Origin of the sequence: Stenotrophomonas sp. PS02301, from assembly GCF_029959485.1 — a bacterium.
Classification (GTDB): domain Bacteria; phylum Pseudomonadota; class Gammaproteobacteria; order Xanthomonadales; family Xanthomonadaceae; genus Stenotrophomonas; species Stenotrophomonas maltophilia_Z.
On the sequence record NZ_JASCOO010000028.1, the window covers coordinates 1 to 22,921 of the forward strand.

General features: G+C 65.6%; 19 protein-coding genes and 2 pseudogenes. 5 read left to right on the top strand and 16 right to left on the bottom strand.

The window, feature by feature from the left end; genetic code table 11:
• Positions 1-164: 164 nt before the first annotated feature.
• From QMX81_RS09310 to QMX81_RS09370, 13 genes and pseudogenes are all read right to left on the bottom strand, one after another.
• Positions 165-419, bottom strand: a complete 255-nt coding sequence (locus QMX81_RS09310) for an XRE family transcriptional regulator (RefSeq protein ID WP_282260840.1) — start codon at positions 417-419, stop codon at positions 165-167.
• 183 nt (positions 420-602) lie between these two features.
• A complete protein-coding gene (locus QMX81_RS09315) occupies positions 603-923 on the bottom strand; it encodes a DUF736 domain-containing protein (protein WP_053553340.1) in 321 nt (106 codons plus the stop codon).
• A gap of 569 nt (positions 924-1,492) precedes the next feature.
• Entirely contained in the window at positions 1,493-1,933 is a 441-nt protein-coding gene (locus QMX81_RS09320; protein WP_282260850.1) for a hypothetical protein, read from the bottom strand.
• A gap of 142 nt (positions 1,934-2,075) precedes the next feature.
• Positions 2,076-2,243, bottom strand: a complete 168-nt coding sequence (locus QMX81_RS09325) for a hypothetical protein (RefSeq protein WP_165608585.1) — start codon at positions 2,241-2,243, stop codon at positions 2,076-2,078.
• A gap of 349 nt (positions 2,244-2,592) precedes the next feature.
• Positions 2,593-3,510 (bottom strand): annotated as a pseudogene (locus tag QMX81_RS09330) (DUF2493 domain-containing protein); the annotation flags it as partial.
• A gap of 312 nt (positions 3,511-3,822) precedes the next feature.
• Positions 3,823-4,875: a toprim domain-containing protein gene (locus QMX81_RS09335; RefSeq protein WP_282260854.1), complete on the bottom strand. Its 1,053-nt coding sequence runs from the start codon at positions 4,873-4,875 to the stop codon at positions 3,823-3,825.
• Positions 4,875-9,221 carry a strawberry notch family protein gene (locus QMX81_RS09340; RefSeq protein WP_282260856.1) on the bottom strand — a complete coding sequence of 1,449 codons (4,347 nt, stop codon included), beginning with the start codon at positions 9,219-9,221 and terminating at the stop codon, positions 4,875-4,877. The genes QMX81_RS09335 and QMX81_RS09340 overlap by 1 nt, the downstream gene beginning before the upstream one ends.
• Positions 9,222-9,371: 150 nt before the next feature.
• A complete protein-coding gene (locus tag QMX81_RS09345; RefSeq protein ID WP_282260858.1) occupies positions 9,372-9,668 on the bottom strand; it encodes a hypothetical protein in 297 nt (98 codons plus the stop codon).
• On the bottom strand, positions 9,665-9,928 hold the full coding sequence (locus tag QMX81_RS09350; protein WP_144342569.1) for a DUF6117 family protein: 264 nt from the start codon (positions 9,926-9,928) through the stop codon (positions 9,665-9,667). Before QMX81_RS09350 ends, QMX81_RS09345 begins: the two co-directional genes overlap by 4 nt.
• Positions 9,925-10,341 (bottom strand): hypothetical protein, encoded by a 417-nt coding sequence (locus QMX81_RS09355; protein ID WP_282260863.1) that lies wholly within the window; start codon positions 10,339-10,341, stop codon positions 9,925-9,927. The genes QMX81_RS09350 and QMX81_RS09355 overlap by 4 nt, the downstream gene beginning before the upstream one ends.
• Before the next feature lie 66 nt (positions 10,342-10,407).
• A complete protein-coding gene (locus QMX81_RS09360) occupies positions 10,408-10,629 on the bottom strand; it encodes a hypothetical protein (protein WP_282260865.1) in 222 nt (73 codons plus the stop codon).
• A 60-nt stretch (positions 10,630-10,689) separates the two neighbouring features.
• A complete protein-coding gene (locus QMX81_RS09365) occupies positions 10,690-12,834 on the bottom strand; it encodes a ParB/RepB/Spo0J family partition protein (protein ID WP_282260867.1) in 2,145 nt (714 codons plus the stop codon).
• A gap of 159 nt (positions 12,835-12,993) precedes the next feature.
• Positions 12,994-13,944, bottom strand: a complete 951-nt coding sequence (locus tag QMX81_RS09370) for a zincin-like metallopeptidase domain-containing protein (RefSeq protein WP_282260869.1) — start codon at positions 13,942-13,944, stop codon at positions 12,994-12,996.
• A gap of 235 nt (positions 13,945-14,179) precedes the next feature.
• On the opposite strand from QMX81_RS09370, the gene QMX81_RS09375 reads away from it, so the two are divergent.
• From QMX81_RS09375 to QMX81_RS09395, 5 genes are read left to right on the top strand one after another with little or no spacing between them, the layout of a single operon-like run.
• Complete coding sequence (locus tag QMX81_RS09375; RefSeq protein ID WP_264623187.1) at positions 14,180-14,773, top strand: type IV toxin-antitoxin system AbiEi family antitoxin domain-containing protein; 594 nt, start codon at positions 14,180-14,182, stop codon at positions 14,771-14,773.
• Positions 14,766-15,782: a nucleotidyl transferase AbiEii/AbiGii toxin family protein gene (locus QMX81_RS09380; RefSeq protein WP_282260873.1), complete on the top strand. Its 1,017-nt coding sequence runs from the start codon at positions 14,766-14,768 to the stop codon at positions 15,780-15,782. Before QMX81_RS09375 ends, QMX81_RS09380 begins: the two co-directional genes overlap by 8 nt.
• A gap of 14 nt (positions 15,783-15,796) precedes the next feature.
• Positions 15,797-17,593 (top strand): AAA family ATPase, encoded by a 1,797-nt coding sequence (locus tag QMX81_RS09385; protein WP_282260875.1) that lies wholly within the window; start codon positions 15,797-15,799, stop codon positions 17,591-17,593.
• A gap of 11 nt (positions 17,594-17,604) precedes the next feature.
• Positions 17,605-19,431 (top strand): ATP-dependent helicase, encoded by a 1,827-nt coding sequence (locus QMX81_RS09390; protein ID WP_282260878.1) that lies wholly within the window; start codon positions 17,605-17,607, stop codon positions 19,429-19,431.
• A gap of 27 nt (positions 19,432-19,458) precedes the next feature.
• A complete protein-coding gene (locus QMX81_RS09395; protein ID WP_282260880.1) occupies positions 19,459-20,355 on the top strand; it encodes a 3'-5' exonuclease in 897 nt (298 codons plus the stop codon).
• 18 nt (positions 20,356-20,373) lie between these two features.
• On the opposite strand, the gene QMX81_RS09400 is transcribed toward QMX81_RS09395, so the two are convergent.
• The 3 genes and pseudogenes from QMX81_RS09400 to radC all read right to left on the bottom strand — a co-directional run bounded on the left by QMX81_RS09400 (position 20,374) and on the right by radC (position 22,818).
• The gene (locus QMX81_RS09400) at positions 20,374-20,811 is read right to left on the bottom strand and encodes a hypothetical protein (RefSeq protein ID WP_282260882.1); all 438 of its coding nucleotides are present in this window, start codon (positions 20,809-20,811) and stop codon (positions 20,374-20,376) included.
• Positions 20,812-20,849: 38 nt separating this feature from the next.
• Positions 20,850-22,091: a site-specific integrase gene (locus QMX81_RS09405; RefSeq protein WP_282260884.1), complete on the bottom strand. Its 1,242-nt coding sequence runs from the start codon at positions 22,089-22,091 to the stop codon at positions 20,850-20,852.
• A 77-nt stretch (positions 22,092-22,168) separates the two neighbouring features.
• A pseudogene (gene radC / locus QMX81_RS09410) lies at positions 22,169-22,818 on the bottom strand (DNA repair protein RadC).
• Positions 22,819-22,921 lie beyond the last annotated feature (103 nt).

Here is a 22,921-nt window from a genome sequence, read left to right on the forward strand (position 1 = left end):
GAGCCATGTGCTCACGGTCGTAGGCCGTGAGCACATGGCTGACCGGCGGCTCGTCTAGGAATGAGGGCGTTGGCTGTCCCATAGAGCGACTATAATCGCTCATCCGAGGTTCGTTAACAGCATCGCGGGAAATTCTGTGCGCCGCCTGAACAAATGGCGGGCGCTTAACGCTTCGGCGGCAAGTCTTTGCGGTCGTGAAGCAGCAGCACGCCTTCGCCCTTGTCGGTCGAGAGCAGGACGATCCCCGCGGCCTCCAGCGCCCGGCGAACGAGATCGCGCGTCGACTCATACACCTCGAGGTCGTTCTCGGATTCGAGACGCTTGAGCGCGGTCAGCGATGTCCGGGCCTCGTCAGCGAGCGTCTCCTGTTTCCATCCCAGCAACGCGCGTGCGGCCCGTGATTGTCGGGCGGTGATCATGAATGACCACCTCCCACCGGCCAATAACTACTTGCCAGAACTACGACTATTTTAGTCGTTCTTGGCGTCGCGGGGACTTCCGGAAACCTGGTCGCCCGTTCCTCTCGGTCGTCGGCGGCGTTACTGATTCGCGTGTGGACAAGGCAAAGGCCCCGGCCTGTCGGCCGGGGCGTTGCTGGTGGGTCAGTCCGCCCGGCGGTTCGGGCGGGACCAGATCAGCGAGTAGCCGTCGCCGTCCTCGTCGTCGAAGAGGTTGGCGTAGATGGGGGCGTTGAAGCTCGGATCGTCGAGCTTGAGGCCCAGATAGTCGCGGCCCTCGTTGGAGCGCTTGGACCAGGCGGCGCCGATCTCGACGCGGCCGACCAGAACCCGGTGGCTGGGGGCGTTTTCGCCGGTGGCGCGCTGGTCGGGGACGATGCGCACGCCCTTGGCCTGGACGCTGAGGGTGACGATTTCGCCGGTGAACTCGTTGCCGGTCTTCTTGAAGGTGCCGATGGTCGCCATTTCAAATCTCCGTTTCAGTTATCGAGCCCCGCACCATTGCGGCCTCGATGGCGATCGACAGGCCGGAGGCGATCGACGGCGCACCCCGCAGGGGCCTGACAGCAAAGGAGGAGCTTTCTTGTCTCGCGAGGAATGACGGCGAAGCCGGCAGGGGAAGAAAGTTGTAACGCCGCTGTTGCGCCATAGGCGATCGAGGCGCAGCCGGCCTTCGGCCAGATCAAGCCATTGAAGAGGCCGTTTGGAGCGGGCTGGTGACGGGAAGAAGCGGAGAGGATGGCGGCCCTCTCGAAAACGGCGCCAATGCCGGATGTTCGCCGGCGCATCGCCCCTCTTATAGGCGGGCCTTGCGGCCCTGCGTTGTCCGGGCTGCCGCGGGCGGAAATCCTCCGCTGCTCCGTGTTGGTCGGCTGCGCCGCGACCGGCGTGCGGTTCGGGCGCTTCCGATGGGATGACCGCGCACTGCGGCCATCAGCGTGATCCGGGTTCGTGCCCGCATCGCCACCCCTTCAAGCCGACGTGGATGGCGTGGTGTCGCCTTAATTGTCCCGCCGATACCTGCGGCGGAATGGTCAGGCTCCGGCTGGGCTCCGGCCGACCGGGCCAGTGGCCGCCATGCCCGTGACGCGCGCGAACGCGGTGACGCCGACCGCGACCGCACCGATGACGGAAAATACCAACTGCCAGGTTTCCGACGGCATGGTGTGCTTCACGATGCCGTGCGTGGCGTGGTAGCCGGCGAGGGCGGCGGGCGCGACAAAGGCGAGCGCGATCAGCAGCCGAGCCCAGAGCGGGCGAACAATCCCAAGCAGGAGTTGGCCGAGGCCGAGCGTCAGCCCGGCCGCGACCACGCCGATCAGGATCGCGCCCATCCAGCCCGCGCCTGTGTGATAGGCCCAACCGCCGGTGGTGAGGCCAGCGAAGAAGGGCAGCGCGAAGACGGCGAGCGTGAACAGAAGCCAGCAGAAGAAGCCGATGGCCGCGATGGAAAGGATGATGCCGAGAAAAATCATGGCGGTGTCTCCGAAAGAACGATTCTGACGGTCGCGCCTTCCACCACCACCACGGCGCGTCGGGGATCATAGCAAAATATCGACGCGAACGGGAGCCGAAACCGACAAGGTTTCAGCCCCGCGGGCGATGATCTTCGCCCCTTCATGGAGCGAAGGGGTCGATTTCGCGGACGATCTGGGACAGGTCGCCGTCATATTCGCTGGCGGGCGTGACCGAGAGCGTGCCGTCGCCGGCGCGGAAGATGACGATGACCGCCATCAGGCTGGTGGCGAGGCTGAAGGCGAAGGCGTGGGCGTCGTTGAAGGACATCGATCCGGCTCCTGTTTCGAGCGGAGGACCACCCCCCGCTGACAGGCGCCCGACGTGTCGGACTGAGAGCTGCAATCATCGCGCAGGCGGAGCCGGAGCGGCGGCACGCAAGGCGTAGCCGACCCTTCACGGGTTGATGGCGTCAGGCGATCAGTCTGACCAAGGATCAGCGCAAAGAAGCGGGGGTGGTGCTCTGCGGCAGGAGCCGGTGTCCTGCCGTGGAGACGGGGGGGGGGGGGGGCCCCCCCCGGGGCGCCCCCGCGCCCGGGGGGGCCCCCGGGGGGGCGGGGGGGGGGGCGGGGGGGCGGGGGGGGGGGCCGGCGGGGGGCCCGGGCGCCCCCCCCCCCCCCCCGGTTCCGAACCGATAGACCGGGATGCCGAGCTTGCGGGCCTTGTCGGCGAGATTGTCCTGGATGCCGGTGCCGGGGAAGATGAGGATGCCGATCGGCATGACCGCCAGCATGGCGTCGTTGCGCTTGAACGGTGCGGCCTTGGCGTGTTTCGTCCAGTCGGGTCTGAAGGCGACCTGCGGCACCTTGCGGGTTTCCGCCCAACGCGCGGCGATCTTCTCGGCGCCTTTCGGTGAGCCGCCGTGCATCAGCACCATGTCGGGGTGCTTGGCGTGGACCTGATCGAGCTTGGCCCAGATCGGCTTGTGATCGGTGGTGTCGCCGCCGGAGAAGGCGATCTTCGGGCCTGCGGGCACGAGCACTTCGGTTTCGCTGCGGCGCTTGGCGGCAAGGAAGTCGCGGCTGTCGATCATCGCGGCGGTGAGGCGGCGATGGTTGACGCGCGAGCCGGTGCGCTGAGACCAGGGTGAGCCGGTGGCGCGAAGATAGTGGTCGGCGGCGCTGTCGCGGAAGACTTCCAGGCTGTCGCGCCGTTCGATCAGCGATTGCCCAAGGTCGATCAGGCGTTCGAGCTGGACGGATTTGACCTCCGAGCCATCCTGTTCGCGCTGGAGCCGCTTCTGCGCCTGCTCGTTGTCGTCGAGTTTGCGGTCGGCCCGCTCGACGGCGCGGTGGAACATATTGACGGTGGACCAGAGGAGATCGTCGAGGTCGGGATCGAGGCTCGTATCGACCACGGTGGAGATCAGGGCGTCGAAGATGTCGGCGACGGCGCCTTCGATGATGCGGTCCTCCGGCACGGGCCTGGGATCGGCTTCGTCTTCCGAAGGTCGGTATCCGTAGAGCTGAAGCTCCTGCGCGATCTGGTCGGTCGGCGATGCGGCGTGTTCGGGTTCGTAGTCGTCGTGCTCGCTCATGGGATGCTCCGTCGGTTGGACCGCGACCGTCGCGGCCTTCATGGCGACGAAGCCGTCGGGCGGGACGGACCTGCACCCGGAGCGAAGCGAGAGGGCCGAAGCGCAGCGAAGGATGGCGAAGGCCGGCGATTTTGCTTCGCGATGGAAAGCGGCCCGAAGGGCCGCGCCGGAAAATCGTCGGCCGCAGCCATTGCCGATCCGGCCCGGCTGACGGCCGATCGCCCTCTCGAAGGCCGAGGCGCGGTCCTCTCCGAAGGTTGAACGCATCCGGGCGGCTATGATGATTGCGGCCCTGACACTCCTTGCCGGCGACTATGCCGCTTCGAGCCAGAAACGGGCGACGTCCGGCGGTGCGAGCTGCACCCGCAGATTGGCGCGGAGCGCGTCGATGCCGAGGCGCCGGAGATCCTCGTTGAAGTCCTCGAGCACCGGCGAGAGCACAATGGCCTCGATCCCGGCCGTGTTCGCCCGTTCGACCAGGCTATCCCGTGCGCTGTCGCCCGCCGGGTCATTGTCGCGGACGATGTAGAGCCGGCGCAGAGTCTCGGGGAACAGGATGGCGGCCAGATGGGCAGCGGAGAGCGCCGCCGCCATCGCCATGTGCGGTATCGCCTGACGTGCCGACAGGACGCTTTCGATGCCTTCGCCCGCCGCCATCACCTCGCTGGCGATCCCGAAACGGACGGCGTGACCGAGCAGGTCGCCCATCGCCTTACGCTGCGTATCGATCGGCGCCTTGTCGGAGCCGTCGGGAGCGAGCCAGGTGCGATGCGCGCCGGTGATCCCGCCTTTGAGATCGGTGACGGCGGCGATCATCGCCGGCCAGGTTTCGGTCGGGCCATGATCGTCGGGCCGGTAGTAGCAGCGCGGATGGAAGCGGAGGTTTCCGGTTCCGTGCAAAGCCGTAATGCCGCGATTGCGGAGATACGCCTCGACAGAGGTGCCGCCGATCGGCTGCGACATGGCGAACAATCGCCTTGCCGCTTCGGCTGAGCCTGACGGGGCTGGCGTGCTTGGTCGCTTCTTCTTCTCAGGTGCGGGTGCGGGTGCGGGCTCGGGACGCGGCAGGCTGAGGAAAGTCCGGGCTTCCGCGACGACATCGGCGAAGTCGATGAGGCCGCAGCTTTCCCGGATCATGTCGAGCAGATCGCCATGCTCGCCGGTGGCTGCGTCGGTCCATTTACCCGCCGGTCCCTTCGCCGTCGCCTTGAGCCGGACGAACATCGAGCGGCCGGGCGTGTTGCGGGCATCGCCGACCTGCCAGTAATTGCCCAGGCGATGGCCGGCGCCGAGATAATGGCGGCATACCGCCTCGGCCTCCCGGCCGAGACGGTTCGCCAGATCGGAAGCGTCGAGACGGGTCATCACGCCGCCTCGCGTTCGCCGATGCGCTGGACCGGATAGCGGCCCAGCACGCGCTCCAGCACCACGGGGCCGGCGGTATCTGTCGGCACGAACATCCTGAGCTTCCAGGAGATGATCTCGTGGAACAGGCCGTAGGCGGTGAGCCGCTCGCGCATCGTGTCGGTGAAGCCGGACAGCTCGATGCGCTCGGCGCCCATGATGCGGACGCGGCGAAGCTGAAGCCCCTCGGCGAGGTCGAGGATGGTGCGGCCATCCATCAGCGCCATGAAAGCGTCGGCGGGCGTGAGCGTAGCTGCGCCGGTCGTGGCGGCGTTGGCCGCCCAGGCAGGCGAGACCTTGCGGCCGACGATCCGCTCGCCCGCGTCGGTCTGGAGCCGATAGACACGGGTGGACTCGTTGGGCAATCGCTTCCAGATCGGCAACAACAGGCCAGCGACGATGTGGATCGTGCTGTCGGAAAACGCCGGCACGTCTGCGACCTCGGCGCTCCAGGCCGTAGCGAAGGCGTTCCGCTCTGCCTCGGTCCAATGGGTCTCGCCCATCATTTTCACCGGAACGGTGTGCGATTCCATCGGCCGGATCAGCCGGACGCGGCGTTCGATTTCGCCATCGTCGAGCATGATCGAGGTGGCGGGAATCTGGAGGGCGGCGCGGCCCGAACGCTCATTGACCAGCAGCCTGGCGCCGGGTTCGCCGAGATAGGCGAGCGCCTCGTCCAGCGTGACCGGGCGGTTGCGGGTCCGCTGCGCGATTGTGAGCAGCCGGGTCTCGGCGCCCGTGCCCGGATGGGTATAGATCGTCTGGCGGTCGGTGACGGTGAAGCCTTCCGCCGTCAGCGTCTCCAGCCCGACATCGTAGATGCCTGCGGCGATGGCCCCCTCGATCTTGGCGGTGAGAAGCTGCTCGAAGGCGGTGAACAGCACACCCTGAAGTTCGATGGTCAGCGCCAGCAGCCGGTTGAGGAAGGTGGTGATCGGCGGCAGCTCGTCCTTGATGCCGTTCGAGTCCATCAACTTCAGGCCGGTGGCCGACTCGAAGCGCTCGAGCGAGCAGCCATCGACCTTGCCGCGCACCAGAACGAGATAGAGCTGCCGCAGTGCATCGCGGGCATAGGCGCTTTCCAGATTGTCTTCGGGGCGGAACAGGCCCTGACCGCCGGTTTGGCGCTGACCACGGGTGATGGCGCCCAGCGTGTCGAGCCGGCGAGCGATGGTGGAGAGGAAGCGTTTCTCCGCCTTGACGTCCGTGGCGATGGGCCGGAACAGCGGCGGCTGCGCCTGGTTGGTTCGGTGCGTGCGGCCGAGGCCCTGGATGGCGGCGTCCGCTTTCCAGCCGGGTTCGAGCAGATAGTGGACGCGCAGCCGCGTGTTCCGTGCCGAAAGCTCGGCGTGATAGCTGCGGCCGGTGCCGCCGGCATCCGAGAAGATCAGGATGCGCTTGCTGTCATCCATGAACGCCTGGGTTTCGGCGAGATTGGCGGCGGCGGCGCGGTTCTCGACGACGAGACGGTCGCCGCCCGAAGACGTGCTCTTGCGGACGATGCGCCTCGAGCGGCCCGTGACCTCCGCCACCAGCTCGGTGCCGAAATGCTGGACGATCTGGTCGAGCGCGCCGGGCACCGGCGGCAGGGAGGCAAGCTGCGCGATCAGCTCGTCGCGGCGCGCCACGGCCTCGCGGCTTTCGACGGGCTGGCCGTCGCGATAGACCGGCCGCGACGACAGATTGCCCTCGCTGTCGGTGAACGGCTCGTAGAGCTGCACCGGGAAGGAATGGGCGAGGTAGTCGAGAACATATTCCCTCGGCGTGATGTCGACGCGGACGTCGTTCCATTCCTCGGTCGGCAGATCGGCCAGCCGGCGTTCCATCAGCGCCTCGCCGGTCGAGACGATCTGGATGACAGCGGCATGGCCGGCTTCCAGGTCGCTGGTGATCGACCGGATCAGGGTCGGTGTCTTCATGCTGGTGAGCAGATGGCCGAAGAAGCGCTGCTTGGCGCTCTCGAAGGCCGAGCGCGCGGCGGACTTGGCCTGTCGGTTCAGCGTGCCGGTGGCGCCGGTGATATTGGCTGCCTCCATCGCCGCGTCGAGGTGGTTATGGATGATGGCAAAGGCCCCGGCATAGGCATCGTAGATGCGGGTCTGCTCGAGGGTCAGCGCGTGCTCGACCAGTTCATATTCCACGCCGTCGAAGGAGAGCGAGCGGGCGGTGTAGAGGCCGAGCGCGCGCAGATCGCGGGCCAGCACCTCCATCGCCGCGACGCCGCCGGCCTCGATTGCCTCGACGAACTCGGCGCGGGTGCTGAACGGAAAATCCTCGCTGCCCCACAGGCCGAGCCGCTGGGCGTAAGCGAGGTTGTGGACCGTGGTGGCGCCGGTCGCCGAGACATAGACGACGCGGGCGTTCGGCAGCGCGTGCTGGAGCCGCAGACCCGCGCGGCCCTGCTGCGATGCGGCGACGTCACCGCGCTCTCCCTTGCCGCCACCGGCGTTCTGCATCGCGTGCGCCTCGTCGAAAATCAGGACTCCATCGAAGTCGGAGCCCAACCATTCGACGATCTGTCGGACGCGCGAAACCTTCTCGCCACGGTCGTCGGAGCGTAGCGTGGCATAGGTCGTAAACAGGACGCCTTCTGGCAGCGTGATCGGCCGCCCCTGCGGGAAGCGCGACAGCGGCGTGACCAGCAGGCGCTCCATGCCGAGCGCCGACCAGTCGCGCTGCGCGTCTTCGATCAGCTTGTCGGACTTGCTGATCCACACCGCCTTACGGCGGCCCTGGAGCCAGTTGTCGAGAATGATCGCGGCGGACTGGCGCCCTTTGCCGACGCCGGTGCCGTCACCGATCATGAAGCCGCGCCGGAAGCGCGCGGCGTTCGTCGCATCCTCGCGCGCGGCGGTGACGACATCGAAGGTGGCGTCCACCGTCCACGATCCGGCGAGATGATCGGAATGAGCCTCGCCGGCATAAATGACGGTCTCGAGCTGCGCGTCGGACAGCAGCTCGTGGATATTGACCGGGAGGTGCGGCCGATAGCTCGGTCTAGGCGGGGCGACCGAAGCCATCGCCGCCGATTGCACCAGCCTGGTGGGGTGCGCCTGAGAACCGGCAATACGGATCGCCTGCAATCCGTATTCTTCATAGATGCCGTCGGACAAACGGCCGTCTTCGCCCGCTAGGCCGTCTTGGGTCTCGTAGGCGAGTGGCAGGCCCTCCGGCTCGGCCATCGGCACGGCCGCAGGGACGGCCTTGGCGGTGCGGTTGATATAGCCGCGCACGCTGCGAGGGGCGGAAGCCGCGACAGTTGGGACCGTGAGGGAGGGATCGACGGCGAGCCGAGTCGGCAGATGATCGTCGAGCCAGCCCAGCAGCGTGGCGGCGTCCGAGGCAACGCCGGGTGCGACCGGGAACGCGGCTGGATCGTCAGCAGGCCGCTTGTCGATGACGGTCAGCCGCGTCGGAAACGTCGTGCCGTGTTTGGCATAGACCGCGCCGTCGATGGCGGCGGAGAAGACGATGCGCCCGCGCTCCTGCAGGCGAATGAAGGCGTCCCGCCAGGCCAGATTGTCGGGCGCGAAGCTGGCGCCGGTGATCGTCACCAGCCGGCCGCCGGGAGCGAGACGCGCCAGCGCCGAGGCGACATGGCGATATGTGGTGTCGGCTATGCGGCCTTCGACATTGGCCATTGCGGAGAACGGCGGATTCATCAGCACGATGCTGGGCGTGACGGCGGGATCGAGATGATCGTCGATTTGGGCCGCGTCGAAGCGGGTGACGGGAATGGCCGGGAAGAGAAGCGACAGCAGGCTGGCGCGGGTGTCGGCCAGCTCGTTGAGGACGAGCGCGCCGCCGGTGATCTCGGTGAGGATAGCCAGCAGGCCGGTGCCGGCCGACGGCTCCAGCACCCGGTCGGCCGGAGTGATTGCCCCGGCGTGGGCGGCGACCAGGCCGAGCGGGATCGGCGTCGAGAATTGCTGGAAGGTCTGGCTCTCCGTCGACCGCCGCGTATGCGTCGGCAGAAGGTTGGCGATTTTCGACAGCGCGGAAAGGCGCGCTGCCGGAGACCCGGCTTTGCGGAAAAGCGCACGTCCGTATTTGCGGAGGAACAGGACGGTCGCCGCCTCGCAGGCGTCATAGGCCGTCTTCCAGTCCCAGGCGCCGGTGGCGTCCGATGCGCCGAAGGCGGTCTCCATCGCCGCACGCAGGGCGGCGGCATCGACGCGCTCGCCACGTTCGAGATGGGGCAGCAGCAGACCGGCGGCCGCGAAGATGGCCGCGGCAGGTTCGGGATTGGGGCCGAGTGGAAGCGGCGCGGCGGCGGACGCCGCCGCGGATGCGGAAATCAGGGTCATGATGTGAGCCTCGGGAGAGCGGGAACGGACGAGCCGCGCGGCGCTCTCTCTCGACCGCACCGGCTCAAACCAGTTCCGGCCGCCCTCTCACTCTCGGGACGCCGGCATGGAAAAAGCGCCCGACCGTGAGGTGGGGCGCTTTTCCGGGGCTCAGCTCCAGTGTCCGTCCGCGATCTCGCAGGCGACGAGCGCGCGGGCCTTGCGGATGAGGTCATCGCCGCAGGTGTCGATGTGGCCGAAGAACCTGGCGCGGGCGCCGTTCTCGGCCCAATCGGCATAGGCGCAATATTCGCGAGCCTTGGATCGGAAGGCCCGCATGTCGTTGGCCCAATGCGGCTTGGGCTCGATGACCACGGTGATGCCGTCCTTGGTTTCCGGCCAGGGCAGAGACCGTTCGCGCGGCGGATGCTGGCGATCCGCCGCGAAGATGGCGTCGATGTCGGTCATGGCGCCTCTCCCGCGTCGGGGCGCACGAAGCCTTCGGGATCGCCGGGATCGGGCGGCAGATAGGCGTCATAGGGATTGCCGTCGGCGAGATGGCCGAAGGGCGTGAAGACGTAATCGCCATCGTCCCGCCCCACGGCGCAGATGACATAGCGCGGGCTGCCCGTCACCGCGTCGAGGCATTCCATGAGGGCGAGATTGCCGTCGCCCGCCGCGCGCAGCAGGGTCTGGAAGTTGCTCCGCGCATAGGAGGGGATGCTCATAGCGTGCCTCCCTCACCGGAGATGGTCTGGGCGAGCCAGCCATCGGTATGGATCCAGTCCACGGTCTCGCCGGAGGCGAGGTCGAGGACATGCGCGCCGCCGCCGAATCCATCGAGCCGGGGCTTCGAGCAGGTATTGGCGTATTGGAATCCCCATCTGCCTTTGAGGCCGAACTCGGCAGCGCAGCGGTTCACGAACTGGATGAGGCGTTCGGGATCGCCGGTCACGTCGTCGCGCATCCAGAGTTGGCTGCCGCCATGCTCCGGCTGGATCGAGAGGAGGAAGCCTTCGGAGGGCGGTTCCTCCGATGCGCCTTCCTCGGACAGGCGGTTGTAGAGATCGAGCGCTCGGGCAGCGTTCTCGGGCGTGCCGACGTCGAGCAGGCACGAGAAATGGGTGAAATAGTCGGCCATGACAGGCTCCTGAAACGAGAAAGCCCGGCGCGATGGCCGGGCTGGGTTGGGGGGGATCGAAGGCGGTCAGTAGCCGAACCGCCAGGATGGCCAGGGCTGGCCATCGTCGGCGGCGGCGACGGCTTCCGGCAGGTAGCCGGCATCGCCTTCGACCAGGGACGGATCGCGCACCGGCGTTTCGTCGATGACAGTGACGCAAACAACGAGACCGTCTTCGACCTCGACGTGAACGGGCACGAGATACTGGAAGACGACGCGGCGCGTGGCGGACGGGTCGGGTTCAATCATGGAGGGTCTCCTTGCGACGATGCGGGGAAGCGACCCCAAGCCGCTCCCCCGCTGTGAGGGTCATTCGGCCGCGATCGTGAGGGCGTCTTCGTCCTCGATCTCGTCGGCTTCCTCGTCGTCGCCATCCTTGCTGAGGAAGTCCGGCAAAGCGGCCTCGTCTCCGGCGTCTGCCTCCGTGCCCGGTTCGATGGTCTGCCCGTCATCGAGGTCGACCAGGCGCAGCGGCTCCGGCAGCCAGCCGGTGTCGGCCAGCAGGCGCTCGGCCTCCTTGGCCATGTCACCCTTCTTCAGATGGTCGATGAGCTGGGCAGCCCGCTCGCCCGCGCCTTCGCGCACGGCTTCGAGGATGCGGGGCTTGGTGACGCGGCCGAGATAGTTGCCGACCGTCGGCCTCCAGCCCGCCGCCACCATGTCGAGGCCGGTGGCTCGCGCCAGCCGGTCGGCCTGCGAGAGGCGCACGTCCAGCCCATGCTGGCTGACGCCCGATCCGCTGTAGGGATTGGGCCGCTCGAACAGGGCGTTCACGCCGTAGCTGACGCAATGGGCGAGCAGATCGAGGCGCGTGCCGGGGTCGAGCAGGGAGAGCCAGTCCCACAGGGCCTGGTCGTCGTCGGGAACGTGATCGCCCCAGCGCTCGTGTCGCTCGGCGACCTCGCGCGCGGGCGTGCTGTCCTTCAACTCCTCGGACTGTGCCGAGAAGAAGATATGATTGACGCGGGCCTCGAGGCAGCCGGCCGGTGCGGTGCGCCGGAAGGTGTCGCTGACCAGCTTGTGCAGCAGCATGGTCATGGCGACGTCGGGATGTTCCGCAACCGCGTTGCGCAGAGCGAGGGTGCGATGCGCGGTCAGCTCGATGACGAGGCGCTCGGGCAACGGCTTGATGCCGTCCTCCTCATCGTCCTCCGGTTCCGCGGGCTGGCCGCCGATGGTGATGACGGCGCGTTGAACGGCGGGCGCGGCCTGCTGGCCAGCTTCACCGTCAACCTCCGGCGCATCGCTGCCTTCGGTCTCGACGGGACGTTCATCCTCAGAACGGACATAGCCGCGATCCACCGACAGCGAGCCGTCGGCGTCGAGGCTGATGAAGACGCCGGCGACGGCGATGTCGGCCGGATCGTAGATCGTCGGGCGCTGCTCGAAGGCGTCGAGGGCCTGTTCGATCTCGCCGAGACGTGCGTCGATCTCGTCCGGCAGCTCGTCGGCTTCGGCATATTCGGCTTCGAGCCGGTCGTATTCGTCGCGCAGCGCTTCGCGGGTGGCGCTCTCCTCCTCGGTCAGGTCGACCGTGACGCCAGCCAGTTCGCGAAGCCCATGCTGGTGGCCGTAGGGAAAGCTCAAGGCGGCCTCGACCCATTTCCAGCCTTCGCTCGCGATCTCGTCGGCGGTGGTCTTCAGCTTGTCGGCCACCATGCTGTCGAGCAGGGCCGGATCTTGCAGCCAGCCACCATCGTCCGACTGGAACAGGTCGCGCAGCACGATGCCGCCGGCCGCCTCATAAGCCTCGACGCCGATGAAGACGGCCCTTTTGTCTGAGGCGCGTACCGAGGTCTCGGTCAGCATCCGGCGGATCTGATAGGGCTCCTTCTGCCAGCTATCCTTGACTGCCTCCCAGACCTGTTCCTGACGGGCATGGTCGGAGCTGACGGTGAAGGCCATGAGCTGTTCGAGCGTCATGCCATCCTCCGCGTAGATCTCGAGCAAAGTCGGCGAGACGGAGGCGAGGCGCAGGCGCTGCTTCACGACATTGACGCCGACGAAGAAGGCGGCGGCGATGGCTTCCTCGGTCATGCCCTTGTCGCGCATGGCCTGGAAGGCGCGGAACTGGTCGAGTGGATGCAGCGGCGCGCGCTCCATGTTCTCGACCAGCGAGACCTCGTCGACCAGGATGTCGCTGTTGGCGTCGCCGACGACGCAGGGCACCGGCGCGGTCTTGGCCAGGCGCTTCTGCTTCGCGAGCAGTTCGAGCGCGCGATAGCGGCGGCCGCCGGCGGGCACCTCGAACATGCCGCTCTCGGCGCCATCGGCGTCGAGGACGGGACGGACATGGAGGCTCTGGATGAGACCGCGCCGGGCGATGGACTCGGCCAGCTCCTCGATCGAGACGCCGGCCTTGACGCGCCGGACATTGGACTGGCTCAGCACCAGCTTGTTGAAGGGGATGTCGCGCGCCGACGACAGGGTGATTTTCTGAATGGCAGTCGCCATGTTCGTTACTCCGCGACGGGCGGCCGGGAGCCTCTCTCTCGACCTCCAACCCGTCACGAAGCGAAGCGCCGCCCTCTCACTCTCGGAGGGCAGCGCCAGGCGGGCGGAAAGGCGTAAAGCCGGAAGCCCGCTTCTCCGCCTTTCCGGTTTTCAGGACCGTCACGCCGCCTGCCGTTCGTCGTCGGCTGCATCGACATCGGCGCCGGGCAGAAACCCGAGCAGCCAGTCGGCCGCCTTGCTGGCCTGGGAAGCGGCGCGCACGATGGCGCGATTGTCCTCGCGCAGCACCTCGAGCCAGGAGCCGATATAGTCGGCATGGCGGACGGTGGGTGTGATGCCAAGCGAGGCGCAGCAGAAGGCCGCGTTGATCTCGGCGACCAGCTCCTCGAAGGCGTATTTCTTCGAGCCGAAGGAACCCGAGAAATCGCGGTTCAGGCGCGAGGGGTGGCCTGTGGCGTGTCCCAGCTCGTGCAGGGCCGTCCTGTGCCAGTTGATCGGCTCGAAATACGCCTGGGGCGGCGGCACCTGCACATAATCGAGCGCTGGGACATAGAAAGCGCGGTCCCCGCCGATGCGGAAGTCGATGCTGGTGGCCCGGATCAGGGCCTCGACCTGCGGCTCGATGAGGCCGGGCGGAGGCGGTGGAGCCACGATGGCGACATCCTCCGGCAGGCCGTCGCATTGCGCCGCGTTGAACACCGTGAATCGTTTGAGGAACGGGATCGCGGCAGCTTCCTCGCCGGCCTCGCGGGCGCGGCGCTTCTCGTCCTCCGGCGTGAAACGGTCGGCATAGACGACGGTGGTGCCGCGTTCGCCCCGGCGGACATTGCCGCCGAGTGACAGGGCCTGGCGGAAGGTGAGCCAGCTCTGGCCGGGAAAGCCGTGCTGGATCACCGCACCCCAGAGGATCAGCACATTGATCCCCGAATAATGCCGCCCGGTCGCGGCGTTCCTCGGCATGGCGAGGGGCGCCTTGACCGAGGCCGATCCCCAGGGCTGGACCCAGGGGAAGCGGCCCGCCTCCAACTCGGCGATGATCTTGCCGGTGATGTCGTCGTAAAGGCTCGCCCGATCCGAGCCGGGGCGTGCGCTGGCGTCTTTCCTGAACATCGCGGTTCTCCGCGACGGGCGCCGGAGACCTCTTCTCCAGCCCTCAACCCGTCACGGAAAACCCGGTCCGCACTCTCACTCTACTGGGGGCGTTGCGGGGCTCTCCCCGCAGAAGGGGTCGGCCGAGACCCTGGCTCGGCCGCAGGGGAAGGCTTTCCCCCTTATCCGGCCTGTCCTCATGGGTTTCCTTGAAAACTGTCAGAAACTCGCATATGTTTCCGACAGGAGAAAGACGATGACACGGCTGACCGAACAGATTTTGTCGCATGCGACGGGCCTGCCCGAAGGCGCTCCTGTGTCCGCCAAGAGCCTGCTGCACCTCGGAAACCGGGCGGCCGTGGATCAGGCATTGTCGCGCCTGACGGAGCGCGGGCAGCTCATCCGCGCCGGTCGTGGCGTCTATCTGCGCCCCATCACCAGTCGATTCGGCACGCGCACGCCTTCGGTCGAGCAGGCTGTCGAGGCTCTTGCGACCCAAAAGGGAGAGGTCATCGTCTCGAACGGCGCCGCCGCGGCGAACGCCCTTGGCTTGACGACGCAGGTGCCCGTCCGCTCGGTCTATCTGACCTCCGGGCGCAGCCGAAAGATGCACCTCGGCAAGCAGGTCGTGGAATTGCGGCACGCGCCGCGCTGGCAACTGGCCCTGGCCAACCGGCCGGCAGGGGAGGCCGTGCGGGCGCTGGCCTGGCTCGGCCCGGAAAAGGCAGAGGCAGCGCTCACGACATTGAAGCGGAAGATGCCGCCCGGCGTGTTCGGCGAACTGGTCGCCGCCGCGCCGCAGCTTCCGACATGGCTCGCGCAGAGCGTCGGAAAGGCGGCGTATGGCTGACGTCTTTCTCCAGCTTTCGGCCGAGGACCGGCGCGACGCGCTGGGTGTCGCGGCCGACCGTTCGGGCCGTCCCACCCATCTCCTCGAAAAGGATGTGTGGGTGGTGTGGGCGCTGGCGACCCTCTGCGCCGCGCCGCTTGGCGAACATCTGGTGTTCAAGGGCGGCACGTCGCTGTCGAAAGCCTATCAGGTCATCCGCCGATTTTCCGAAGACGTGGATCTGACCTACGACATTCGGGCGATTGCGCCCGATCTGGTCGGGGACAATGGCGAGGGTCTGCCGAAAACGCGGAGCGAGGAAAAGCGCTGGTCCAGCGAGGTCCGTCGGCGGTTGCCGGCATGGGTCGCGGAAACCGTGCAACCCGTGATCGCGAACGCACTGGCCGCCGAAGGTTTGGCGGCGGCCATCCGCGTCGAGGATGACAAGCTCTTCATCGACTATGAGGCGACCGCGGCCGGGTCCGGCTATGTCGCGCCCAGCGTCATGCTGGAGTTCGGCGCCCGCTCGACGGGCGAGCCGGCGAGCCTGCGCGATGTTGTCTGCGATGCGTCGGGTCTGATCGAGGGCCTGATATTCCCGACGGCGCGGCCGCGCGTCATGCACGCGGAGCGGACCTTTTGGGAGAAGGCGACCGCCATCCACGTCTTCTGCCTCCAGGAGCGGCTACGCGGCGACCGCTTCGCACGACACTGGCACGATGTTGTCCGGCTGGATGAAGCCGGCTTCGCGGAAGCTGCTTTCGCCGATCGCGAACTGGCCAACGCGGTCGCCCGGCACAAGTCGATGTTCTTCGCGGAGAAAGCCGCCGACCGCACGCCGATCGACTATGCAGCGGCTGTCAGCGGCGGTTTGCAGCTCGTGCCGGTCGGCGATGGCGCGAAGGCGCTGAAGGAAGACTATGCCCACATGGTCGAGGACGGGCTGCTCTTCGATGACGCTGAGCCGTTCGAAGCGCTCATGGCGCGATGTACAGATATAGCTGCACGGGCTAACCGAATGGGGGCCTAAAGGGGGGCGGGGCGTTGAAGATATTCTCGGTAGTGATCGAAAATTTTCGCGGCATCCAGTCGGCCAAACTGGTGCTGCCTGATCACGCCGTACTGATCGGCGACAACAATACCGGAAAATCGTCAGTATTCGAGGCGATCGATCTCGCCTTGGGGCCGGACCGGCTGAGCCGGCGACCACCCGTAGATGAGCATGACTTCTATCAGGGGCGCTATCTTCCCAGCCCAAACCCCGATGCTCCCGAGGGCGTGGAGCCAGGCCCCGCGCCGAAAATCACGGTCGAGGTGACGATCACCAATCTGTCGCCGGAGCAGGAGGCACGATTTGGAGCCAACGTCGAGTGGCTGAATACTACTACCGGAGACTTCTATCAGGAGGCCGACCCGGCCGGGGTCGATGCTGCCGAGATCAAGGCGGCACTGCGCGTCACATTCGTCGGCGAATACGATCCTGAAGAGGATGACTTCGTCGGCAACAGCTATTTCACGCGCAGCCTTTCAGAGGATGAGACACCTGCATCGTTCTCGAAGAAGGACAAGCAGCACTGCGGATTTCTTTTCCTGCGGTCGTTGAGGACGGGATCTCGGGCGCTCAGCTTGGAACACGGCAGCCTGCTGGACATCATCCTCCGGCTAAAGGAAATCCGGCCGCAGATGTGGGAAGGGACGATCGGAACGCTTGCAGCCTTCGATGTCGCGAGCGACCCGGCCATTGGCATCTCGGGCGTGCTCGAGAGCATCGACAAGTCGCTGAAGAAATACGTCCCACGCGAATGGGGAGTGAAGCCGCACCTGAAGGTGTCGAACCTGACGCGCGAGCATTTGCGCAAGGTCATCACCGCGTTCATCGCCACGGGTGCAGGCGATCATGCCGCTCCCTTCTTTCGGCAGGGAACGGGGACGATCAACATGCTGGTGCTCGCGATGCTGTCACAGATCGCCGAGGACAAGCAGAACGTCATTTTTGCGATGGAGGAAGCCGAAACGGCAATTCCGCCATACGCGCAGAAGCGGATTGTCCATGAGCTGCGCAAGCTGTCGGCGCAGTCGCTCTTCACGTCGCACTCGCCGTATGTGCTCGAAGAGTTCAGCCTCGACGAAACCGTCATCCTCTCGCGATCGGACAATGGCCAACTGAGCCAATCCAAAATCGAGTTGCCGGAGAGCATCAAGCACAAGCGTTATCGGCAGGATTTCCGAACCCGGTTTTGCGAGGGGCTCCTTTCGCGCCGTGTCCTCATCGCGGAAGGCGCTACGGAGGCGACCTCCTTTCCGGTCGTTGCGCGCCGATTGGCGGAGCTCAATCCCGCGACCTATGCGTCTTTGGAAGCTATGGGCGTCTGTGTGATCGACGCTGGAAGCGAGACCCAGATCGCCGACCTTGGGGCGCTATACAAAAGCCTTGGGAAGCGGACCTTTGCGTTGTGCGACAAGCAGACGGATGCTGCCAAAGCAGCCATTGAGGCGCAGGTCGAACGCCTGTTCATGCACGACGAGAAGGGCGTCGAGGATCTTATCCTCAAGAACACCACCCAAGCTGCACTTGAGCGATTTTCCGATCAACTCGATTGGCCGCCACACCTTCTCGCGAAATACCCCGATCCAAAAGCCCAGGCTGTTGCCGCGCTCGGAGCCTATTTCAGCTGGTCGAAAGGCAATTGGGGAATCGCTGAGTTCTTGGCGCAGTGTTCCGAAGCTGAGATCCCGCAGTGGCTACGCGATGCCTGCGTCACCCTGAAAGCGCTGTGTGATCCGCCTCCACAGCCAGCCGAGGCCGAAGTCGAAGACGATTTTGCTGATCTGTTAGGATAGGCGATTGTGCTGTGGTCAACCTAACAGAAGCGCAGAAGGAAATTTTACAAGCCGTCGGGCATCAACTCGTTACCGGCGGTCCCGGTTCGGGGAAGACTACCGTTTCCATCCTCAAAGCGGCTAAGATCGCGCGGGAGGAATTGAAGCCGGGACAGCGCATTCTTTTCCTCAGCTTCGCGCGTGCGACCGTTTCGCGCGTGTTGGAGGCGATCGACGAAGAAAGCGCAATTACGCGAGAGGAGAGGCGACGCATCGAGGTCGACACTTACCATTCGTTCTTCTGGCGCATCCTCAAAGCGCACGGCTACCTGGTCGGCTTTCCGCGAAGGATGACGATCCTCACGCCTCCGAATGAGGCAATCGCATTGTCGGCGGTTCGAAGCGGCTACAAGGCGGCCAAGAATCTGTCGGACGAGGAAAAGGCCGAGAAGCGCGCGAAGGAGGAAGCGGAACGTGTCCGGCTGGCGACCGAAGAAGGGAAGGTCTGCTTCGACCTATTCGCAGGCCGCGTGGCAGCCCTGCTTCATGGCTCAGATAAGGTCCGAGCGCTCATCTCGACGATGTATCCGTACATTATCCTGGATGAATTTCAGGACACCAGCGCCGATCAATGGCGAGTGGTCCAAGCCCTCGGCTCCAACAGCACGCTGATCGCTCTTGCCGACCCGGAGCAGCGCATCTTCGATTTCATTGGCGCCGATCCTGAGAGGCTGAACCACTTCACGGCAGCTTTCGCGCCAACGGTTCACGATCTCGCCGGTGACAACCATCGGAGTAAGGGGACTGAGATTGCCCTATTCGGGAACGACATCCTGACGGGGAAATTTCGTCAGAACGACTACAAAGGGATCGATTGCGCGCTGTTCGAGTCGAATCCCAACCAAGCTTATGCCTCGTTGGTCGGTCAGGTGTTGCAAGCCCGGAAGCGGTTGATCGAGACTGGCCGGAGCGATTGGTCATTGGCGATTCTCGTGCCGACCAAGAAAATGACCCGGATGGTGTCGGATATTCTGCGCGAGCCGTTCCGCAATGTCCCGCCGATTTCCCACACGGCCGCCGTCGATATGGAAGGCCCGATCCTGGCTGCGGAGATCATCGCCTTCCTGCTCCAGCAACGCGGGCATGAGGAATGCTTCGACGAATTTGTCGATTTGATGTGCAGCTATTTCCACGGTCGAGGTGGCGCGACGCCGACCAAGGGCGACATGGACGAGGCTGCGCGGTTCCAGAAGGCGCTGTCCAAGTGGAACGAATGTCTAGAGAAAGGACGACCGACGCCCGGCAACAGCGTCTTACAGGGAACCTATGCCGTACATCAGGCAACTGCTGCGCTGACGCTCACGGGCGATCCGGGTGCAGATTGGGTCGCGGTGCGCGGCGTGCTGGACGCTGGGGCCTGTCAGAGACTGAATGATGTCGCGAAGGAGGTTCGCAATGTGCGCCTGCTTGAGCGCGGTACGCAGCTTCGCCAGGGGTTAGCGCAGGATTGGCGTGACGTCGGCGGCTATAGCAACGCCCTCGCGATCACCCGCCAGTCATTTGTTCAGGAGCATTTTGCAACAGCCCACAAGCCGGAATCCGGCATCGTGGTGATGAACATGCACAAGGCGAAGGGAAAGCAATTCGACGAGGTTGTGATCTTTGAAGGATGGCCAAAACGCTTCAAGGGCGAGATCGTGGCTAATCCTGATCGGATCGTCTCCGGCAATGTCCACGATGGGGCGATGACGCAGGCGCGTCAGAATTTTCGGGTCAGCGTCACGCGCGCAAGGGCGCGCACGACGATCATGACACCAAGGGATGACGTCTGTGTTTTGCTCAGGCCTGGACCGGCATGACCCAAGCCTCTGGGTATGAAGTGCAGGATGACGACATCTTCTGAGCATCTGGAGACCCTGGCGCAGACGCTGGAAGCCACGGGAGATTACCGGATCATCCGGCGTCTCAAGCCGCGCCCTCACATCGTTCCGCCTCCAGGCGCGCCGCTGCGCCTTGGCTTGGTGGTCGACGTGGAGACCACGGGGCTCGATCCTCAGCGCGACGAGATCATCGAACTCGCCATGACGCCATTCAATTACGGCTTGGATGGCACCGTTTTCAGTGTGGGTGACAGCTTCCAAGGGCTGCGTCAGCCGAGCGAGCCGATCGCGCCGGAAATCACCGCGATCACCGGCATCACGAATGAAATGGTGGCCGGCCAGGTCATCGATCCCGCCGAGGTCGCCAGATTCGCGGCGCCGGCCTCGCTCGTCATTGCACACAACGCGGCGTTCGATCGCCGCTTCCTCGAACGCTTCAGCGACGTGTTCTCGACGAAACCCTGGGCCTGCTCGCTCAGCCAGATCGACTGGGTGGCGGAAGGATTCGAGGGCGCGAAGCTGGCCTATCTCGCTCAGGCGGCCGGCTTCTTCTATGACCGCCACCGCGCGATGCACGACTGTCTTGCGACGATCGAGCTGTTGGCGATGCGGCTTCCCCGATCTGGCGCTACGGGCCTTAGTCGCCTTCTGGATGGCGCTCGTACCGTTTCCTGGCGCATCTGGGCGGAGAACTCGCCCTTCGACCTCAAGGGTGATCTCAAGGCGCGGGGATACCGCTGGAACGGCGATCCCGGCCCGCAGCCGCGCGCTTGGTATATCGACGTTCCCGAAGCCCAACGCGAGGCCGAGCTGCGGTTCCTGAGAACGGAGATCTATCGGTATGAGGTCGATCCCCCGGTCCGGCGGATCGATGCCTATGATCGGTTTTCAAATCGCATTTAAGCGCCACCAAGGGTCGGGCTAACGCTTGCTCTGGTCGTACCCGTTGCCGCCCTCGACGTTTCCGCCCGCCTTCAATAAATCGCCGATGGAGCGTCCGCCGATCCGGCAGGTGGCCACCACGCGGTCGTAGGACTTATGGTTGGCAATGCACTCTGTGTTCCGGCCCATGGCGAGTCTTTCCAACGCGGCCTTGGCAGCCGGGCCGGTGGGGGAGTGGAGTTCGGGCGCGTAGAAATCCTCCAGCCGGATCTCCACCCAGTTGGCTGGCCCTTGGCCCACGGCCACGCACAGGGAGTCGCCATCGCCGACATAGACCACTGGACCGGAGAAGTGCGCGCCCCGGTGGAGATAGGACGGCATCGGGCCGCGGTCGGGAATGGCCTTGCAGGGATCGGCCTTGGCCGCGGTCGCCGTGGTCAGCGCCGCCAGAAACGCCAGGCCGATTACGATACGCATAGTCGTTTCTCGCTTCCGCTTTATGGGGCGCCGATGGCTCATGCCGCCGCTTTCAGGCGCTTCTTGGCGAGCATCGCGCGAACGAACTTGTCCCATTTCGCCATGCCGGCGCGCTTTTCCACCATGTAGTGCCAGCGGTCATAGTGCTTGGAGCTGACGTCCTGCAACGCGTGGTTCTGGAGGCGGTCGCGGATTTCCTTCGAGACCCCCGCCTTGCCGGCCAGCGTCTTGAAGGTCCGGCGCAGGTCACGGTTTGTCACATAGGGAATCACGCCGCGGTCCCGCTGGCGCCACATGAACGAGTAAAGCGTGCCATGGCTGACAGGCTTGGACGGGTCTGTGGCCGATGGGAAGAACCAGCCGTATTCGTTGACGTTGATGGACGCGAGTAGCTCTGCGGCCAGCCCTGGCACCGGAACGGCATGGGGCTGGTCGTTCTTGGTCTTCGACCAGTCGATGATCTTTTCCTTGGCATCCCACTGGTCGATGTGAAGGCTGGCGATCTCCTGGACGCGCTGGCCGGTCAGCATGATGATCCTGACGGCACGGGTATAGGGCGGATGAACCGGCGTGTCGGGACATTCCAGCCAACGATAGAGCTGTACGAACTCGTCCTCGTCGAGCCAGCGGGTGCCCTTGACCTTCGGTTCGGTCGGAATGCCTGTCGCCGGATTGAAGGGGATGCGAAAGCGGCGAGCCGACTGCTGCCGATAGTCATTGTCGGACTTCATGCCCCAGCCAAAGGCCGCATGGAGGTAGGAGCGCACATGGTCGGCCATCGACTTGGCGCCGCGTTCATAGATCGGACGGATCAGCTCGACGACTTCCTCGGCCTCGATCTCGCGGGCGAGGCGGTTGCGCCCAAGGGTGTCGGCGATCTTGTTGAGGCCCTTCTCGGTCTCCTTCCAGGAGGGCTTATCGGCGGCCTTGAGTGAAGCGACGTACCCCTCGAAGAGGTCAGCGACAGTGCCGGGGCGGGTGTCGGACGCGATCTTGATGCTCCGGCCCTTCTGGATCACGTCGGCATAGTCGCGCTTGAAAACCTCACGAGCCTGCGCGAGCGACGTCGAAGGGTAGGCGCCGATCTTCTTCTTGGTGCGTTTGCCGTCACGCCATTGCTGCGCCATCCAGTCGGCCGTGACGCGCTTCGGCATCGGCTTGAGAACAAGGACGAGCCGGCCAGTGCCGCGCCCCTCGCCATCGGCAAGGTTCTCCTGCTTGCGGCTGATCTCGACGCGCTTCAGCGCATGTCGGATCGCGGTGTCGGTCAGGGCTGGCATGGCGTTTCCTCCTTGTCCGCAACTGGGATCGGTCGAGGAGAAACGGGGATCGTTTGCTGGGAGCGGAAAGCCGTTTTCTATCCCTTCAACCGCCCCCAATTTGCCAGAACCGCCCCCACTACGCAATGTTCAAAAACGCCAATTTCTCTAGTGTTTCAAAGGGATTGAGCGTGATCCTGCGTGATTGAAATCAATGAGTGGGGTGGTTGTGGATGACGATTACCGCGGCCGCGTTGTGCAGCAGGGCGCGGCGGACAACTTCGCGCGGGTAGACCGCCGCGGCATCCACCGTGCCGCTGAACAGCTCCTCGCAGGCCAGTGTGCGGTGCTGGTTGTCGAGAAACAGCGCGGCGAACACCTCGTTGGGCCGGGCGCGCAGCCGCTGCTTGAAGTAGCGCCCGGCGGCGGCCGGGTCGCGCAGGCTCTCGCCGCGGGCCAGCTCGGCCGCCAGATGCCGATGCGCCAGTTCCAGCCCGGCCACCAGCTTGCAGCTGCGCGCCGGCCCAAGGCCGGGCAGGGCCGCCAACGCGGCGGCCGGGAGGTCGAGCAGGTTGCGCAGGGGACCGTGGGCCTGCAGCAGGTCGCGGGCGGTTTCGACCGCGTCGCGGCCGCGCAGGCCGGACCCCAGGAAGATCGCCAGCAGCTCGGCATCGGACAGGGCGCCGGCGCCTTGGGCAAGCAGCTTTTCGCGGGGACGCTCGGCACTGGGCCAGTCTCGGATCGACATGGCCCCAGTCTCCCTCGGTGCGGAGCGGGCCACCATCGGTGAACCGGGCGGCATCGTGTCGGTAAATGCAGGGCATCGTGCCAAGTCAGGCGGTTGCTTATGA

Bases quoted from the DNA above. Each gene is read 5' to 3' on its own strand.
- QMX81_RS09310 (WP_282260840.1), bottom strand. From the start codon at position 419: ATGATCACCGCCCGACAATCACGGGCCGCACGCGCGTTGCTGGGATGG.
- QMX81_RS09315 (WP_053553340.1), bottom strand. From the start codon at position 923: ATGGCGACCATCGGCACCTTCAAGAAGACCGGCAACGAGTTCACCGGC.
- QMX81_RS09320 (WP_282260850.1), bottom strand. From the start codon at position 1,933: ATGATTTTTCTCGGCATCATCCTTTCCATCGCGGCCATCGGCTTCTTC.
- QMX81_RS09325 (WP_165608585.1), bottom strand. From the start codon at position 2,243: ATGTCCTTCAACGACGCCCACGCCTTCGCCTTCAGCCTCGCCACCAGC.
- QMX81_RS09335 (WP_282260854.1), bottom strand. From the start codon at position 4,875: ATGACCCGTCTCGACGCTTCCGATCTGGCGAACCGTCTCGGCCGGGAG.
- QMX81_RS09340 (WP_282260856.1), bottom strand. From the start codon at position 9,221: ATGACCCTGATTTCCGCATCCGCGGCGGCGTCCGCCGCCGCGCCGCTT.
- QMX81_RS09345 (WP_282260858.1), bottom strand. From the start codon at position 9,668: ATGACCGACATCGACGCCATCTTCGCGGCGGATCGCCAGCATCCGCCG.
- QMX81_RS09350 (WP_144342569.1), bottom strand. From the start codon at position 9,928: ATGAGCATCCCCTCCTATGCGCGGAGCAACTTCCAGACCCTGCTGCGC.
- QMX81_RS09355 (WP_282260863.1), bottom strand. From the start codon at position 10,341: ATGGCCGACTATTTCACCCATTTCTCGTGCCTGCTCGACGTCGGCACG.
- QMX81_RS09360 (WP_282260865.1), bottom strand. From the start codon at position 10,629: ATGATTGAACCCGACCCGTCCGCCACGCGCCGCGTCGTCTTCCAGTAT.
- QMX81_RS09365 (WP_282260867.1), bottom strand. From the start codon at position 12,834: ATGGCGACTGCCATTCAGAAAATCACCCTGTCGTCGGCGCGCGACATC.
- QMX81_RS09370 (WP_282260869.1), bottom strand. From the start codon at position 13,944: ATGTTCAGGAAAGACGCCAGCGCACGCCCCGGCTCGGATCGGGCGAGC.
- QMX81_RS09375 (WP_264623187.1), top strand. From the start codon at position 14,180: ATGACACGGCTGACCGAACAGATTTTGTCGCATGCGACGGGCCTGCCC.
- QMX81_RS09380 (WP_282260873.1), top strand. From the start codon at position 14,766: ATGGCTGACGTCTTTCTCCAGCTTTCGGCCGAGGACCGGCGCGACGCG.
- QMX81_RS09395 (WP_282260880.1), top strand. From the start codon at position 19,459: ATGACGACATCTTCTGAGCATCTGGAGACCCTGGCGCAGACGCTGGAA.
- QMX81_RS09400 (WP_282260882.1), bottom strand. From the start codon at position 20,811: ATGCGTATCGTAATCGGCCTGGCGTTTCTGGCGGCGCTGACCACGGCG.
- QMX81_RS09405 (WP_282260884.1), bottom strand. From the start codon at position 22,091: ATGCCAGCCCTGACCGACACCGCGATCCGACATGCGCTGAAGCGCGTC.